Source organism: Hyphococcus sp. D3-15, from assembly GCF_055809375.1.
Window position 1 is genome coordinate 1,156,691 of sequence record NZ_CM147910.1, and the last position, 17,196, is coordinate 1,173,886.

At 56.8% G+C, this 17,196-nt stretch carries 11 protein-coding genes and 1 pseudogene; 8 read left to right on the plus strand and 4 right to left on the minus strand.

What is annotated here, in order from left to right; all coding sequences use genetic code 11:
• The first annotated feature begins 142 nt into the window (after positions 1-142).
• From AC0L8G_RS05880 to AC0L8G_RS05905, 6 genes and pseudogenes are all read left to right on the plus strand, one after another.
• Positions 143-2,428, plus strand: a complete 2,286-nt coding sequence (locus AC0L8G_RS05880) for a TonB-dependent receptor (RefSeq protein ID WP_473387610.1) — start codon at positions 143-145, stop codon at positions 2,426-2,428.
• Positions 2,429-2,431: 3 nt separating this feature from the next.
• Entirely contained in the window at positions 2,432-3,799 is a 1,368-nt protein-coding gene (locus tag AC0L8G_RS05885; RefSeq protein WP_473387611.1) for a spinster family MFS transporter, read from the plus strand.
• Positions 3,796-5,445: a carboxylesterase/lipase family protein gene (locus tag AC0L8G_RS05890; protein ID WP_473387614.1), complete on the plus strand. Its 1,650-nt coding sequence runs from the start codon at positions 3,796-3,798 to the stop codon at positions 5,443-5,445. Before AC0L8G_RS05885 ends, AC0L8G_RS05890 begins: the two co-directional genes overlap by 4 nt.
• A pseudogene (locus AC0L8G_RS05895) lies at positions 5,442-7,032 on the plus strand (AMP-binding protein). Before AC0L8G_RS05890 ends, AC0L8G_RS05895 begins: the two are co-directional and overlap by 4 nt.
• A 125-nt stretch (positions 7,033-7,157) precedes the next feature.
• Positions 7,158-7,784, plus strand: coding sequence for a TetR/AcrR family transcriptional regulator (locus AC0L8G_RS05900; RefSeq protein WP_473388807.1), 627 nt, complete (start codon positions 7,158-7,160; stop codon positions 7,782-7,784).
• 89 nt (positions 7,785-7,873) lie between these two features.
• The gene (locus tag AC0L8G_RS05905; protein ID WP_473388808.1) at positions 7,874-8,761 is read left to right on the plus strand and encodes an SDR family NAD(P)-dependent oxidoreductase; all 888 of its coding nucleotides are present in this window, start codon (positions 7,874-7,876) and stop codon (positions 8,759-8,761) included.
• Positions 8,762-8,917: 156 nt separating this feature from the next.
• Here the strand turns inward: AC0L8G_RS05905 and AC0L8G_RS05910 are convergent, their stop codons facing one another.
• The 3 genes from AC0L8G_RS05910 to AC0L8G_RS05920 all read right to left on the minus strand — a co-directional run bounded on the left by AC0L8G_RS05910 (position 8,918) and on the right by AC0L8G_RS05920 (position 13,424).
• On the minus strand, positions 8,918-9,481 hold the full coding sequence (locus AC0L8G_RS05910) for a MarR family winged helix-turn-helix transcriptional regulator (protein WP_473387616.1): 564 nt from the start codon (positions 9,479-9,481) through the stop codon (positions 8,918-8,920).
• 178 nt (positions 9,482-9,659) lie between these two features.
• Complete coding sequence (locus tag AC0L8G_RS05915) at positions 9,660-11,933, minus strand: CHASE2 domain-containing protein (protein WP_473387618.1); 2,274 nt, start codon at positions 11,931-11,933, stop codon at positions 9,660-9,662.
• A gap of 87 nt (positions 11,934-12,020) precedes the next feature.
• A complete protein-coding gene (locus AC0L8G_RS05920; RefSeq protein WP_473387620.1) occupies positions 12,021-13,424 on the minus strand; it encodes a FecR domain-containing protein in 1,404 nt (467 codons plus the stop codon).
• A 298-nt stretch (positions 13,425-13,722) separates the two neighbouring features.
• Here AC0L8G_RS05920 and AC0L8G_RS05925 point away from each other — a divergent pair, with 298 nt between their 5' ends.
• The gene (locus AC0L8G_RS05925) at positions 13,723-15,336 is read left to right on the plus strand and encodes a ShlB/FhaC/HecB family hemolysin secretion/activation protein (protein ID WP_473387621.1); all 1,614 of its coding nucleotides are present in this window, start codon (positions 13,723-13,725) and stop codon (positions 15,334-15,336) included.
• 143 nt (positions 15,337-15,479) lie between these two features.
• Positions 15,480-16,448 carry a formylglycine-generating enzyme family protein gene (locus tag AC0L8G_RS05930; protein ID WP_473387623.1) on the plus strand — a complete coding sequence of 323 codons (969 nt, stop codon included), beginning with the start codon at positions 15,480-15,482 and terminating at the stop codon, positions 16,446-16,448.
• A 39-nt stretch (positions 16,449-16,487) separates the two neighbouring features.
• Here AC0L8G_RS05930 and AC0L8G_RS05935 read toward each other — a convergent pair whose 3' ends face one another.
• Positions 16,488-17,102, minus strand: coding sequence for a TetR/AcrR family transcriptional regulator (locus AC0L8G_RS05935; RefSeq protein ID WP_473387625.1), 615 nt, complete (start codon positions 17,100-17,102; stop codon positions 16,488-16,490).
• Positions 17,103-17,196 lie beyond the last annotated feature (94 nt).

A 17,196-nucleotide genomic window follows, 5' to 3' on the forward strand; every position in this document is an offset into this window, starting at 1 on the left:
TGCGGGCGGCGAATGCAAGCGCGCCACACCTTCCCGCAAAACATTCACACTCGAGTTAGTGAATGTTGACTTGGCGGATTTTCTAGACAATGCTCCCTTCATGTCGGCGGCAAAGACCGACTACCGGGAGGATTCAAGGATTATGAAACGTGAGCTTTTTGCGTCTGCGTCTGCGGTCGCGTTATTTGTTCTATCTGGTTCGGCCCTGACGCCAGCGGCCGCCCAATCTGCAGAAAATCAAGCTGCTGCTTCGGATGACGACAGGATTGTCGTCACCGCGACACGTCGTGAAGAAAGTCTTCAAGACGTCCCGCTCAGTGTGACCGCCTTTGCACAAGATGAGCTGACCGAAAAGGGCATCGTCGGATATGAAGGATTGGCGTTTGAGACGCCAGGCGCGATCCTCAACAAGCCGACAGCGAATTTCAACACCTTCTCCGTACGCGGCATCGCGACAAACGGATATGGCGCCAATCTGCAAAACACCGTCGCCGTCTATATCGACGAACTGCCGATCTCCGCGAACGGCAACTCCACGCAGCTCGACTCCACGCTTTTTGACGTTGAGCGGGTGGAATTTCTGCGCGGCCCACAGGGCACGCTGTTCGGATCGGGTTCGCTCGCCGGCGCCATTCGCCTGCTGACCAAGAGTCCGGACCTCAATGATTTCGACGCGGCAGCGCTTGTCGATTTCGGCTTGACAGATGATGATTCCCTTCGCCAACGGTATAATGGAATGATCAACGTGCCGCTTGTCGAGGACAAGCTGGCGGTGCGCGCTGTCGGGTTCTATCGCGACGAAGAAGGCTGGGTCGAAAATGTCGGCACCGGCGTTCAAAACGCCAATACGCTCGTCAATTGGGGCGGCCGCGTCATTGTGCTGTGGGAGCCGACCGACCGCGCGTCTCTGCGCCTGATGGCCCTGCATGAAGAGAGCGATCCGCAAGACGCGCAAATGATCGATCCGGTTCGTTACCCGGATCGGGAGACTCGCAACACGATTCGCCCGGATATTTACGCCGGCAATCTCGACTCCTACAACGCCACGCTGAGCTACGATCTGGGGTTTGCGAATTTCACGAGTTCTTCGACTTACTCGCTTTATGATCAGAGCTTCATCATTGATCTCGACGCAACCTATGCGGCGGCGCCTGCAGGGCCAATTCCGTTTGCGCTCGATGCTTTCGCTTATGATAAAGCGTTCGTGGAAGAGGCGCGGCTGGTGTCCGCAACGGACGGCCCCTTGGAATGGGCGGCCGGCGTTTTCTACTATTATAAAAGACGGGATGTGGACTCCAACTATCGCACGGATCCGAATTTCCTCGTGGCGCGCAACATTACCGGTCTCGACAGTGAGTATTACTCACGGGCTTACAATTATGCGGTCTCGCATGAGCTTGCTGGCTTCGGAGAGTTGACCTACCGCTTCAGTGATAAATTCTGGCTGACCGGCGGATTGCGTTACGGCAAGTTGGACGTGCAAGGGTTCGCCGAAGAGGGCGGGTATACAAGCGACTTCATCACCTATGCATGGTTTGGTTTTCCCGGCGTCGTGATGACGGCGCCTATTGAGCCGGCGACAGGCGAAAAAGGCAAGGAAACGGGGCCATCCTACAAATTCAGTGCGTCGTTCAAGCCGGTTGAGAATATCACGACCTACGCAACCTATTCGACCGGGTTCCGCACGCCGTCGGTCAATGCGCGCGCCGGACTGGTCAGCTCGCTGGATCCGAATGACATTATCATTCCTGACGGCGCCTCTTCCGACAAGCTGAAAAACTACGAGATCGGCCTGAAAGGGAACTGGTTCGACGGCAAGCTGCACGCTAATTTCGCTGCCTATCTGATCGACTGGAGCAACATTCAGGTGCAAGCCAACCGCGTGTCGGACTCTATTCAGTTCGCTACCAATATCGGCAATGCGCGCAGCAAAGGCTTCGAATTTGAAGTCAATACGTTTCCGACCGAGGGGCTTTCGATCGGTTTCAACGGGTCGGTAAACGATGCGAAGGTTACTGACTTGACGGCGGAAGAGGCTGCGGTCTCGGGCGCCGTCGAGGGCGCTCGGCTGGCTTTCCCCCGCTTCCAGGGAGCGGTCTATCTGAAATACACTACCGACATTACGCCAAACGTTCGCGGTTTTTACGCCGTCAACGCACAATATGTCGGCGATTATCCCAACCAGTTCCCGAATGTGCCGGGCAATCCGAGCGCGATCAGCCCGACATACGGTTTTACTGAATCCTATGAGAACATAAACATGGCTCTCGGTGCGGAATTTGGTGATAACCTGACGGCGACGCTGTATGTGGAGAATCTGACGGACAACCATTCGATTATCTACCGTCATCCGGAAGCCTTCGCATACTCGCGCGCTAGCACATTGCGGCCGCGGACTATCGGTGTACGCATCGGGTTTGATTACTAGTCCATGACAGTTAGCAATACCGCGCCATCAGGCGCAGCAGATACTGCGTCACAATCTGGCCGCGCCGCGCAAGCGGCGCGGCCAGATGCTCGCGCCTGGTTTGTGCTGGGCATGTTGTGCTTTGTTTATGTATTGAATTTTCTGGATCGCCAGCTTCTGTCGATATTGGCGAAGCCGATCCAGGACGATTTGCAGATCACAGACGGCCAGCTTGGGCTGATCGGCGGCCTCTATTTCGCGATGTTTTACTGCATCATCGCGATTCCGGTCGGATGGCTGGCGGACAGAACCAATCGCGTCCGCGTTCTTTCCTTTGCCTGTGCATTGTGGAGCGCCGCGACGGTGGCGTGTGGATTGTCAGCGACATATCCGCAACTTGTTCTGGCGCGCATGACCGTAGGCATTGGCGAGGCGGGCGGCGTGCCGCCGTCCTATGCGATTATCTCGGATTACTTCCCGTCGGGCACGCGCGGCGCGGCGCTCGGCATTTACAATATGGGGCCGCCGATTGGCATGGCGCTCGGCGTTGCTTTTGGCGCGTCCATCGCTGCGGCCTATAGTTGGCGGGATGCATTCATTTCCGTCGGCGCCATCGGGATCGTTACTGCGCTGCTCGTCTATATTTTTGTGCGTGAGCCCAAACGCGGAGGCCTCGACGTTAAGGCTGAAGGGGAGGCGGTTCCGGTGCAGCCCGTAGTCGCTGCGCCGCGCGAAAGTTTCTGGGCGACATGCCGCATGTTTTTTGCGCATCCCGGTCTGCGTCTGATCGCATTTGCGAGCGGCGCCACGCAGTTCGTGACCTATGCGGTGATGAACTTCACCACGCTTTTCCTGATGCGTGAAAAAGGCATGACCCTGAGCGAGGTCGCCGTCTACTACGCCTTGCTTGTAGGCATAGCGATCAGCGCCGGGATGTATGTTTCCGGGCGTCTGGTTGACTGGCTGGGCAAACGCACCAAGGCGGCGTATGCGTATGTGCCGGCATTCGCATTGGCGATCGCCATCCCGTTTTTCATCGGCTTTGTCTGGGCCCCGAGCTGGCAACTCGCAATGGTGTTTCTGGCGGTGCCGACATTCCTGAATTATTTTTATCTCTCGCCGGCGGTTGCGCTTGTGCAGGAAGAAGTGCGGCCCGACCAGCGTGTGCTTTCAGGCGCGTTGTTGTTGCTGGTGATGAATCTCATCGGACTTGGTCTGGGGCCGACCTATCTCGGCGCGGTCAGTGATTTCTTCCGTGCAAGCAGTCCTGATCACTCCCTGCAATGGGCGTTCTACACGCTGGTCCCGTTCTACATCCTGGCTGTGGTGCTTTTCCTTGTGCTCGCGCGCGTTTTACGCCGCGAGCCCGTTTTGACCGGAGAGCAGAAATGAAATCTTTGTTCCTTCACTTGGCGGCGGTCGTTGCAGCGACGTCTCTAGCCTCAGTCGCTGCTGCGCATGCCGGTGATGGCGGCGCGGTCGTGCAAGCGCCTGCGGGGTCCATACGCGGCGTCGAACAGGATGGTTTGCAGATATTCAAGGGCATACCCTATGCGCTTCCGCCCGTTGGCGATGCGCGCTGGAAACCGCCGGTTCCTGTACCTGCGTCGGCAACGGAAATTGATGCGATCGAATACGGTCCGGCTTGCATCCAGCCCAAACGGCGCGGCTTCAGTATTTATGCAGATGACCCGGCCGAAACGAGCGAAGACTGTTTGTCCCTCAATATATGGAAACCGAAGGGCGCGCAGGACGCGCCGGTCTTTCTGTGGATACATGGCGGTTCGCTCACATCGGGATCGAGCAGCCAGACGGCGTATGATGGCGAAGAACTAGCAAAGAGCGGTCTCGTTGTTGTGTCGATCAATTACCGCATGGGCATTCTCGGCTATTTGGCGCATCCTGAATTGAGCGCCGAGTCGGCGGATAATGTGTCGGGCAATTACGGGCTGCTTGATCAGATTCAGGCGCTTAAATGGGTCAACCAAAACATCTCGGCATTTGGCGGCGATCCGGGCAATGTGACGATTGCCGGCGAGTCTGCGGGCGCTCTCAGCGTTATGTATTTAATGGCCGCCCCTTCTGCACGCGGTCTGTTCGCCAAAGCGATCGCGCAGAGCGCCTATATGATCACCATGCCGGAACTGCGCGAGGCGCGTCATGGCATGCCGCCCTATGAAGCGGTTGGCGTGTGGCTCGCGGGCCAGCTCGGCGCCAGTAATCTTGCAGAACTTCGGGCGCAGGACGCAGACGACATCACCAATTCGTCCGTGACCACCGGCTTTCTGCCATGGGGAACGATTGATGGCGTTACGCTTCCTGCTCAACTTGTAGACGTGTTCGACCGGGGAGAGCAGGCGCCCGTGCCGGTGCTCGCAGGTTTTAATGAGGGAGAAATTCGTTCCTTGCGCTTTTTGCTGGCGCCGGTTCCGGACAGCAAGGTGGCGTATAAAAAGGCGATCCAGACTGGTTATGGCGAACTCGCCGACACCTTCCTCGAACATTATCCGGTCAATGAGATCGAGGAGAGCATGCTCGAAACGACGCGGGATGCGATGTATGGCTGGACCTCAGAAAGGCTCGCCGTGAAGCAGGCCGCGCTTGGCGCGCCGTCATATCTCTATTTCTGGGACCACGGATACCCGTCCGCCAATCGCGACGGCTTGCGCGCCTTTCACGCCAGCGAAATTCCTTATGTATTCGGCACCATGCAGCGCACGTCGAAATTCTGGCCGAAAGCGCCAAACAATGACGAGGAACAGGACCTTTCAAAAGCGGTTTTGAGTTATTGGTCGTCTTTCGCAAAATCCGGCGTCCCCAGTGCTGAGGGCCAGCCTGAATGGCTGCCATTTTCGGACAATGAATCCTATATGCGCTTTGATGAAAAGCCCGAGGCCGCGACCCATCTTTTACCGGGCAGGTATGAGCTGCATGAGGAAGTCATGTGTCGCCGCCGCGCCGCAGGCAATATTGCCTGGAACTGGAATGTGGGAATCGTCTCGCCTCCTTTGCCGCCGCAGGTTCCGGAGTGCCGATGATTGACGGCGCCATTCAACCCTATGCGCTTACCCTCAATAAGTTCATCGATCACGCAGCTAAATGGCGCCCCGATGCCGAGGTCGTAACGGCGCGTGACGATGGCGCGATAGACCGTATCGGCTATGCGTCGCTGCAAGCTCGGGCGAAGCGTGTTTCCGCGCTGCTGGCCGAGCTTGGTGTCGGCGTGGGAAGCCGTGTCGCAACGCTTGCCTGGAACACGCAGGCGCATGTTGAAGCCTGGTACGCAATCATGGGCATGGGCGCGGTATGTCATACGCTCAACCCGCGCCTTACGGCGGCGCATCTCGCGGCCATGTTGAAGCAATCAGAAGCAGCAGTGCTGATCGCCAGCGCCGATCTGATGCCGCTGGTCAATCAGATTGTCGAGCATGCGCCTTCGGTTGCGACCGTGTTGGTGATTGACGGATCGCCGGTCAGCGGATGCATTGCTAATGCAAATGTTGCGGTGAGCGCCCTGGAACCTGACCTCATCACAGCGACCGAAGAAGTTTCTTGGGGTGACTTCGATGAGAACGCGCCTTCGGGGCTGTGCTTCACGTCGGGTACGACCGGCGCGCCAAAAGGCGTTTCATACACGCACCGATCATCCTACCTGCATACCCTTCGGTTGCTGCAGGCTGATGTTGTCGGCATTACCGCTGCAGATTCAATCTTGGCGGTTGTGCCGATGTTTCACGCCAATGCTTGGGGGCTGCCCTTTGCAGCGCCAGCGGCGGGAGCGAAACTGGTGTTGCCCGGTCGCCAGAATGATGGTGCGAATTTAGCGAGATTGATTCAATCCGAGAATGTGACGGTCGCGGTTGGCGTGCCGACTGTATGGCTTGGACTTGTTGAACATCTCGAAGCGCATGGCGGTGAAACACCGTCTTTGCAAAGGATTCTTGTTGGCGGCGCGCCAATGGCGCCGGCGCTGATGGATAGAATTGAACGGCGGCTTGGCGCGAGCGTGCAAACAAGTTGGGGCATGACGGAGCTTTCTCCATTGGGTACGAGTTCACCCCCAATGATCCCGAGCGCAATGCGCTGGTTTCCGGACGGCCGGCGATTGGGGTCGATTTGCTGCTGACGACGGAGGATGGGAAGCCGCTGCCTGAACAGCGCGAGGCGGAGGGGCGGCTGCGCGTGCGCGGAGCGGCCGTTCTGGAGCGGTATTTCGGGCATGATGAGCTTGCGACCGATGCCGATGGCTGGTTCGACACCGGCGATCTCGCTCGAATCGACGCCAAGGGAAACCTCATCATCACGGGCCGCGCTAAAGACTTGATCAAGTCGGGCGGGGAGTGGATAAACCCAGCAGAGATCGAGGCTGTCGTGGGGGCGTTGCCCCAGGTGTCGATGGCGGCGGTGATCGGTCGGGCTGATCCCAAATGGGGGAGCGGCCAGTACTACTTGTGGAATTGGGTGAGCACAAAGCGATCACTGACCAGGAACTTTTGGAACCGCTGCGCGGGCGCGTGGCGCCTTGGTGGATACCTGATATTGTGGTGCGCGTGGCGGCGATGCCGCTGGCCTCTACAGGAAAAATCGACAAAATGCGCCTGAGGGCCGAATATAGTCAGTCTTGAGCTATGGATCGTTCGATGGCTCGGCGAACGGCAAATGAAAGAAAGGCCTAACTTTGTCCATAGGTGCAAAAAACCGGCGGAAACGGCTTACCAAGGCGGAGCAACGCGCCGAGACGATTGAGCAAATGCTCGATACGGCCGAGTTTCTTTTCTCTCAGCACGGGTTTTACGGCGTCACCTTGAAGGATGTCGCGAAAGGTGTCGGCGTTCATCACACGCTGTTGAACTACTATTTCGACGACAAGAAGAAATTGTTTGATGCAGTTTTCGAACGGCGCGCCGTGGTGACGAGCGAACGTCGCATGCGGATGCTCGATGAGTATGAAAAAGCATCAAAAGGAAAGCCGACAGTCGAAGGCGCGCTGCGGGCGTTTTTGGACACTGACCTTGATCTTTATATTGAGGGCGGCGAGGGCTGGAGAAATTACGCGGCGCTGAGCGCGCAGGTGGCCAACACGCCCGAATGGGGCGCGGAAATGATGGACCAGCATTTCGATCCCGTCGTGTTGAAACTGATCGGGCTGCTCAAAAAAGCGCTCCCAGATTGCGCCGAGGAAGATATTTTCTGGGGATACCATTTCGTGACTGGCGCGCTGATGTTGACGCTTGCGCGTACTGGTCGCATCGACAAACTCTCAAATGGTCTGTGTAAGTCGGATGATTTTCTCGCCGTGAAAAAGCGAATGTCGACTTTTATGGCGGCGGGATTTCGGGAAGTTTGCAAGCAACGGACGGCGGAGCGAAAGTCCTGATCTGGGCGTTGCAGGCGTATTTTTCACAGTTATCAAATTAACTCACGGGTGAGTTAATTTGATTGAGGTCTAAGTAAAAGGATTTGATGATGAAGTTGCAAGATCGAGTTGCGATTGTCACCGGTGCAGGCGGGGGATTGGGGCGGTGTCACGCGCTGATGCTCGCCGGTCAGGGCGCCAAGGTTGTTGTCAATGACATGGTTGAAGCCAATGCCACACGCGTTGCGCAAGAGATCGTTTCACAGGGCGGCGAAGCGATCGCCTATGCGGCTTCCGTCACGGATGAAGATCAGATTGCCGCCATGGTTGCGCACACAATGGAGACGTGGGGACGGGTCGATATTTTGATCAACAATGCCGGGATACTCCGTGACAAGAGTTTCGCTAAAATGGAGATTTCGGATTTTCGGCTTGTGGTCGATGTCCACCTTATGGGCGCGGTGATCTGCACAAAGGCGGTCTGGGAAATTATGCGCCAACAAGGCTTTGGCCGCATTGTCATGACCACTTCATCTTCGGGTCTTTACGGCAACTTTGGTCAAGCGAATTACGGCGCCGCGAAAATGGCGCTGGTCGGACTGATGCAGACTCTGGCGATTGAAGGCGAAAAATACGACATCAAAGTGAACAGCCTGGCGCCGACCGCTGCGACGCAAATGACTGACGGCGTGCTGGCCAAGGAAGCGCTGGATCTTCTCGCGCCTGAACTCGTCAGTGAAGGGTTGCTCGCGCTGGTTTGCGAGGATGCGCCAACGCGGGCGATCTTGTGCGCCGGCGCCGGTCACTTTGCGCGCGCAAATATCACCCTTACAAACGGTGCCTATGTGGGCGGCGGCGAAGAGGGTGCCGAACAGGTGATTGAGATGTGGGACGCGATCAGTGATCGCAAAGAAGAGATTGTGCCAGCATATGGTTTCACCCAGTCAGAACGTGAATTGGCCAGTGCAGGCAAGAATGCGCCTGCCGGAAAAGGCTAAATACTAAGTCATTTCCAGAAGTTCCCGCAGCCGGGTCTGGCAGCCGCCGGATAGCGCTGCGGGAGCGATTTGAACCTGGCAATCAGCTGCTGAAGTTACGCCCTTACCTGGTTCAGGCAAGTGAAGCGCTTGCACTGTGCTGGTTGCGGTCAAATACTATTCCTGCGAAGGCATCGGTGTTCGCTCTGAGATCCGGTACAGAAGCTCCGCGAGCAACTCGGTGCATTGCGAGACCGTTTCTTTTGGTAAGCCTTCCAGTAGGCGCGATCGCATTTCCACTGTGATGGAAAAAATTTCGTTTAACGCATCTATGCCTGCGTCAGTGAGGCGAAGGTGTTTATTGCGCCGGTCCGCTGGGTCTGGCAGGCGCTCCACAAAACCGTCCGCCTCCAACATATCTAGCGTGCGCGTCAGGGTTGGTCCTTCAATGCCGACGCGTTTTGCAATTTGAATTTGCGTGGTGAGGGGCGGCGAGTAAAGAATCGCGGCCATCACTTCCATGCGGGAGGCTGAGTGGCCCAATTGGCGCAGCTTCTCGTCTAGCAGCGATCGCCACATCCGCCCGGCGAGCACAAGCTGAACGGTGAACCGCAATTCCGGAGTCGGATAGCTTTCGCGCGAAGGCAAAGAGTCGCGACATGCGATAGCTCTTTCCAGTTCTTCCTCTGTCGAGCACTCTTTGATCAATTTCCCGGCCCCTTTTTTGCCGACGACAAGCATGTGTCGTTTGCTCGGCGATGCTTCGCCCGGCGTTGCTTTCGGGTCCTATCATAGCAGCTTGAAGATTTGCAATCTTGAGGAGTGCGCACAAAGTGCGCCTTGCGCGAGCCGCGAACGCGGTCTCGCGGGCGCGTTCACGACTGCTTTGGGCGAGCGCAGGCCAGTTTCGCAATTGTTTTTACGCGGCGTCTTTTGCTTGGCCGCCGGGTTTTGTGGTGCGCTGCGCGAGGCCGGGAAAATGCATGATGGCGGTAAAGCCGGAACCGGCTTCGCTTTCAAAACGAAGCTCGCCGCCATGTAGCGCAACATATTTTGATACCAGATAGAGGCCGAGACCCGCGCCCTCATGGGCGCGGTTGAGAGCGCCGTCGCCCTGGAAAAACGCTTCTGTCAGTTTTGGCAGCAGGTCAGCGTTGACGCCGCATCCATTATCCTCGACTTCCAGCAGGAGGTCGCCATCCGTTTCCTTTGCCCGCACCTGTATTTTCGCCCCATCGCCCGCAAATTTCAGTGCATTGGACAACAAATGCGCGAGCATCTCTTCAAATACGCTCATGTCGATTTTGACATCGGGCAGGCCGCGTTGAATGTCCTGGCTGATGGTTGCGTTTTGTTTCGCGGCCTCGTTCTCAAATTTAGAGATCGAGATTTCGACCACATCCGCGAGCGACGTGCGGTCCAGAGACAATTCAAACTCGCCAGCGTCCAACCGGGCGATATTCAGCATGTTGTTTACAAGCCCAAGCAGTCGTTTGCCGCATTCATGGATGTTTTGAGAATACTCTTGGTATTCCGGTACGCCGTGGGGGCCGAATGATTCCTGCACCATAATACCGGCGAAACCGATCACGCCATTTAGCGGGGTTCGCAATTCGTGACTCATGTTCGAAATGAGTTGCGTCTTCATGGAGCTTGCGGCGATCGCCGCATTCTTTGCATCCAGTTCCGCTTTTTCGATGCGTTTGCGCGCAGAAATATCTCGTAGAGTGTAGACAGCGAGGCTGGTGACGATCTGGTTGTCGCGCGCGCGCGTGTTTCCAAGCGAGACAATGCGGCGGCTGGCGACAATTTCGAGCATGACGCCGTTTTCCGGCGCTGCATATTCGTAGCGTGCGGTTACTTCCGGGCCTGTCGTCAGGGCCGGTGCGATGGGAAAATCTGCGACAAGCTCTGTCAGCATAGCGCCTGATTGGAGCGGTGAATCGAATCCAAGCAGTTCCATTGCTCTTTCATTGCACAGCTCGATTGCGCCGGCGCCGTCGGTTACAATGACGCCATCGGCATTGTCACGGACAACAATGCTGGTCAGCTCCTGAAACCTTAGCGTCGCCGACCGGTGCCGGATGATTTGTCGCGCGCGATGATGCAGTAGCGCACCTGCGACATAGAGCAGGCCCATGACTTGCGCGAAGAGGATGGCGCCGACATCGAAGCTGTATGGCGCATATGTCTGTAGCGCCAGCGGCGCCGTGAACAAAATGGCGAACAAGACAGCATGCGTGACCAGCAAAGGCGCCACTTGTTTGGCTTGCGGGTTTCGGCAAAGCCAGATCAGCAAGAAGCCGCCAAGCACTAGCGGGATGGCGGGATGCGGACGCGCAAGCGCCCGGTTCTGCGCAAGGCTTTCATAGCTTATCGCGTGGAGCATCACGCCAGGCGTAACCCCGAGCACCGGCGCAGCGAACTCATCACCAAGCTCCAGGGCGGTCGCTCCGATCAGGATATTCTTGCCCCTGACGATCTCAGGCGCAAAGTCGCCGGACAGAAGGTCGCGAAAGGAAAGGCGTTTAATGGCGCGGCTGTCGATGCTGTAGTCGATATAGAAAGTATCATGCCGGTCGGCCGGTATGCCCGCGAGCACCCCTGCAATCGCTGTGCGATAGCTGTCTCCATCTTCGACCGCGCGCCAACCCCGGCGCACGATGCCGCTCTTTTCCGCTGTCAGCGTCACGCTGGCGATGACTGCATGATTTAAAAACTTTTCATTTGGCGGCGTCTTCATCAATTCGCGCCTGCCGCCGCTGCTGGAGGACCACTGCCAAAATACTGGCAGAATGACCTCGCCCGGCCGCTGCGCCAACGCGCGTGCAAAAGCTGCATCGCCTTCAGCACTGGAAAGCGACGAAAAGTCGACGTCGAATGCGATCAGGCCCGCTTGCGCGGCTTGAAGGTTTGCAATCGCCGTCGCGTAGCGGTCTCGCGGCCAGGGCCAGCGGTTTTCGTCGCGAATACTCTGCGGGTCGATTTCTACAAGAACGAGGGTGTCGGTGGGCGCGCGTTTGATCAATCGAAAGCGCGCATCCATCAACGCATTATCGAGCGGAGTGAAAAATCCGGAGAGAGCGAAAACTGTTAAAAGGAGAAATAGTCCTATTGGCGCAGCGAGAGGTTTGGCGGCGCGCGATATGCGCCGCCAAATTGCGATATTCGATGTTGCGCCCGCTTCCGGCATTCCGTCATCACTGCACTGCTGTCAGGTGAAGGTAGCGCAGGAAGCGTTAAAATTTGGAGATGGCGGGGTCGCGCCGTTCAACCGGCCTTATTTGTTCGGGCCTTTACCCTTACCTAACCCTAGCCCCAGGCCGGTATCGCCGAGGTCCAGTTCGAGGCCGTCTTCATCGAGATCCAGGTCAAGCTCGATGCCGAGGTCGTCATCACCGAGGTCTAAATCCAGGCCGGCTTCAGCGCCGTCATCATCAAGGCCGAGACCGAGGTCAACACCAGGTCCGTCTTCTCCCAGACCCAGCCCAACATCTGCACCTGCACCGTCTTGCCCAAGACCAAGGTCAGCGCCTGCGCCCGCACCGTCTTGCCCAAGGCCAAGGTCAGCGCCTGCGCCCGCACCGTCTTGCCCGAGACCGAGTCCAACGCCTGCACCTGCGCCGTCTTGCCCGAGACCGAGTCCAACGCCTGCACCTGCGCCGTCTTGACCGAGACCGAGGCCAACACCTGCGCCTGCGCCGTCTTGACCGAGACCGAGGCCAACACCTGCGCCCGCGCCGTTTTGACCGAGATCGAGGCCAACGCCTGCGCCTGCACCGTCTTGCCCAAGACCGAGGCCAATGCCCGCACCCGCGCCGTCTTGACCAAGGCCGAGCCCAAGTCCTGGCGCCTGGTTATCTTGTCCTAGGGCGAGGCCGCCGCCAGAGTTAGTGACTGATGAAACGCTAGGGCCGGCACCCGTTAGTCCAACGGGGTTGAACTCCGCTAAGGTTACGTCATTGACGGGGGCGTTTGTGTTGCGCGCACGCACAAGACCCTCTGACAATTCAGCATAGTCAAGCGGATCGAGGCCAATATTGTCTGGGATCATCAGGGTGTCAGCGCGTTTGTCACCCTTGATCGGCGTGACTTTTGTCGGATCGAGCGTTTTGCGTTCCCCGCCGCTATTCGTCGGCGTCCGGAAAGTAAAATCCGCAGCGGAAACTTGCGCTGTTTCACCCGCAGGAACCAGGATGCTTTCATTTGTTTTTAATGACAGAACTTCGACCAGGCCTTCCGCAACATGGACGGTGTGATTGTCGGAACCGGCGGTCACTGTAAAAGTCGTGCCTTTCACGACAGCGGCGATCACCGGTGTCTCAACGCGAAAGTGCTGTGATTGGCGTTTGTCCACCTTGAACATCAGCGTGCCAAGATCCTGCATGATCCGCGTCATGCCTTTTTCTTCAATTGCGGGTAGCGCCATGCGGCTATTCGGGCCGACGACGATTTTTTGTTCCCCGCGCATGAGAACCGCCCGTCCGTCAAGCCCCGTAGAAAGGACGTCGCCGCCTTTCAGGGTCTCGCCTGTCGAAACCAGTTGCATGCCTGCCATGGAATGGGCGATGCGCACTGCGCCTGAGGTCTCGGCGACACGCCAGCCGCCATTTTCGGCATAAGCAGCAGCAAGAAGAACGAGTAGTCCGCTAACGACGCCAATGAACCGTTTGAAAGCCATCATCACATACACCCAAACAACACAACTAATCCACGAGGCGCTCATATGCCTCGGATCACCAAACTGAGATAAAATTTTGGTCTTTCAATTTTGTTAAAACTTACTGCCCGCTGGTTAACTTAGCATTCATCGTAAACAGTCCGTTAGGCATGTTGCTTCATAAGCTGTGAAGGGGAGATCTGTAAGTGACCGCTGCATTGGGGTTGGTGTGACAGATCCTAATGCCGTGGCCAGCGTTCGGAGCGTCATGCTTAGGTCTTTTTCTCGTTGGTGTTTTTTCTGCGCGGCCCTTTCGGCGACAGTGCATGCATCCGCCTTAGCCCAGGAAGTCGACAATATTGAAGAACGCCTGCCATCTGCAGAGCGTGCGGCAGGCGGAGTATCTGAACGGCAGCTTGAGTTGCCTGAAACAGAAATGCTGGATTCCGCTCAAAGCGATGATGTCGGCGTTGACCGGTTTATTCTGACGGCGGTGGACATCTCTGGCGCGACTGCAATTTCACCAGAAAAGTTTGCGCCGCTGTATGACGAAATGCTCGCTACATATGTGACGGTAGCGGATGTCGCTGCGCTCGCCGAGGCAATCACCGCGATGTATCGCGAGGAGGGATATTTCCTTTCCCGCGCGATTATTCCGGCGCAAACCGCCGAAGGGGGGCTGCTTCAGGTTCAGATTATTGAGGGCTATGTCGCCGATGTGGAAATAGACGGCGGCGCGCCGGCGGATATCAGGCTGCGTCTGCTGGACATCACCAAAGAAGCGCCGCTTCGTATTTCAACATTGGAACGCTCGCTCGCGCTTATCGAAGATCTGGCTGGCATGACTGTTCTGTCTTCGCAAATTCAGCCGGATATGGACGATCTGGCGCGGCACCGGCTTGTCGTCAAAATCAAGCAGGATTTTTTTGAAGCCAGCGTATATGCAGACAATCGCGGCACAGCGGATGCGGGGCCGCTTCAAACCTATTTGAGCGCAAGCGCAAATTCAGTCGTTAAATCCGGCGATCAACTTAGCGGCGGTGTTTTCATCACGCCGGCGGACCCCGATGAGCTAGTGCTCGGGCAAATTTCCTACGCGATCCCTATTGGGCGCGAAGGAACGAGTATGCGGGTTGCGGCGACGACATCTTATTTTGACGCTGGCGGACCGCGCGCGGCGACGCAAACGAAAAGCCAGTCAAAACGGGTTAGCGTTAGCATAACGCACCCAATCATTCGCCAACGCAAGACGACCCTTTGGGTGGAGTTGGGAATTGAAGGCCGAAATTTTGAAGAACAACGCTTGGGCCAGGAGCGGTTTAACGACAAGCTGCGTTCTGTCTATGCAACGTCAACATTGCGCAAAGCGCATTTGAATGGAATTTCCTCTGTATCCGCTACGGTGACGCAGGGCGTCAACATTTTGAACGCGTCTGTCGGCGGGGCGCTGTCCCGCGCAGATGCGACGAACGAGTTTACAAAATTCGGCGCCGAACTCAGCCGTCTTCAAAGGCTGAACAAAAACATCAGCGTCTATATGAACGTGTCCGGGCAGCTTTCGCTCGACCCGTTGCTTTCATCGGAAGAGTTTTCACTTGGTGGGGCGCGCTATGGCCGGGCTTATGACTATGGCGAATTCAAAGGCGATGACGGCGTCGCCACCTATACAGAAATTCGCTATGGCGGAAAAACCAATCTCGATTTCCTGAAGTCCTATCAGTTTTTCGGCTATTATGATTTTGGCGCGGTCTGGAATGACAATGTCGCTGCGCAATATGAGATGCTGAACCTGTCTTCGACCGGCGGCGGACTGCGCCTGACCTTCGAAAATGATGTGCGCCTGAATGCTGAACTGGTGAAGCCGCTTGATGGTATTCCTGCTACGCAAAGCGATCAAAGCTGGCGCGGGTTTTTCAATCTTTCAAAGACATTTTAGAAACGGAAACCGCCGCAATCTGAGTGCGGCGCCTATTTTTGCTGATGATCACCCCTCTCGGCAAGCGGGCGATTATGCTGCTATGGTTCGCCGCTGTGATCCGTAGGTTGTGACTTTACGGAGAAAGGGCGAGGCGGTTTTCGATGCGGGTACAGTGCTTTTGGCTGTTGGCGAGTGCGGCTTTTGCCGCCATTAGCGCCTGCGGCAAGCCGTCTGAGCGCGTTGCCGATAGAGCGGCGCAACCAGAAGCCTGCGCGCCAGATTCAAAACCTGTTTTCATTGAGGGCGGGCGCTTCCGGATAGGAAGTGACGACGCATATCCTGAGGAGGGGCCGTCGCGTGACGTCTCCATCTCCTCCTTCTGGCTCGACTCGACGGAAGTTACGGTCGAACGATTCGCCGCTTTTGTTGCGGAAACAGGCTATCAAACACTTGCTGAAAAGCCGGAGGATGCTGCAATCCAGCCTGGCGGCGCGGTGTTTCATCCTGCAGCCGAGGCTGCGGTCAATAATTTGAATTGGTGGACCTACGTGCACGGCGCGTCCTGGCGCTATCCGCAAGGGCCGACCATGCCCGCGGCCGGTCCGGATGAACCAGTGACACAGATTGCGTTTGAAGATGCGCTCGCCTTCGCCGCATGGGCGGGCGGGCGATTGCCGCGCGAAGCAGAATGGGAGTTCGCGGCGCGCAAGGCTACGCAGCCGTCCGCCTCCGACATGGACCCGCCTGAAGAGGCCAATACCTGGCAAGGGTTTTTTCCGGTGCAGAATACGCTGGAGGACGGATATGACGGCGTCGCGCCCGTCGGGTGCTTCGCGCCAAACGCCAATGGTCTTTACGACATGATTGGCAATGTCTGGGAATGGACCGCTGACTGGTATGCGCCGCAGCGCCCTGACGAAACAAGCGATCCCAAAGGGCCTGCCGCTGACGCTAGCTATGACCCGGCGAACCCCGGCGCTCCCGTGCGGGTCATTAAGGGCGGCAGTTATTTATGTGCGAAGAATTATTGCATGCGATACAGGCCGGCGGCGCGCCACGCCCAGGAGATAGGTCTTGGCACCAATCATATCGGGTTTCGAGTCGCTTATGACGAGCAACCTTCGAATTGACGCCACGTCGTTACAGCACGGTACGGATCTGGGCGCCGCCTATTTCGAAAGGCCGGACACTTTCAATGCGATGTCGGTCATGGTCGGCAGAAATTCGTCGTCTCCAAGCGATAGCGGGCCCGGGCTATTGATGATCTGATTGTTGATCACGCTGTTGAAGAGCTGACCGGCAATCGCAAAGTTCTTGATCTCCGTCGGGGTCAATTTCTTTTTGCGACTGTTTTCGATGGCTGTGATCAGTTGCTCCAGGCGCTTTGCGCGAAGCCATCCATATTCGGCCCAAAAATTGGGGTCGCTTGAGGAAAGCTCCAAAGCGGCATGCCAGAGATTTCGGTTCTGCAGAATTCGGTCATAGGAATCGCCCAGGAAGTTCGCGAATATCTCCGCCGGGCTGCGCGCTTCCCATCGCATGGCGGCTTCCTCACCGACGCCGGTTTCAAGAAACTCGGTGATCAGTATCTTGAGGAATTCCTCCTTGCTGCCAAAGCGCTGGTAAAACGTTCCCACTGATCGCTTTGCCGTTTTGGCGAGTTCGCTCACCGACAATTCCGCAAAAGTCTGTTTTTCCAAGAGCTTCACCGCCGCGTCGACGAATTGTTTCGTCGTCAGGCGGCTACGTTTCTGCTGCGGGGAGCGGCTGATTTTTTCCATCATTGATGCGGGTCCGGCGTCCTTGACTTTAGAAATATGAAACCGTAATGTATATATGAGTTCACATTATGGCGACGGGCTTTGGCGGTCATTCTTT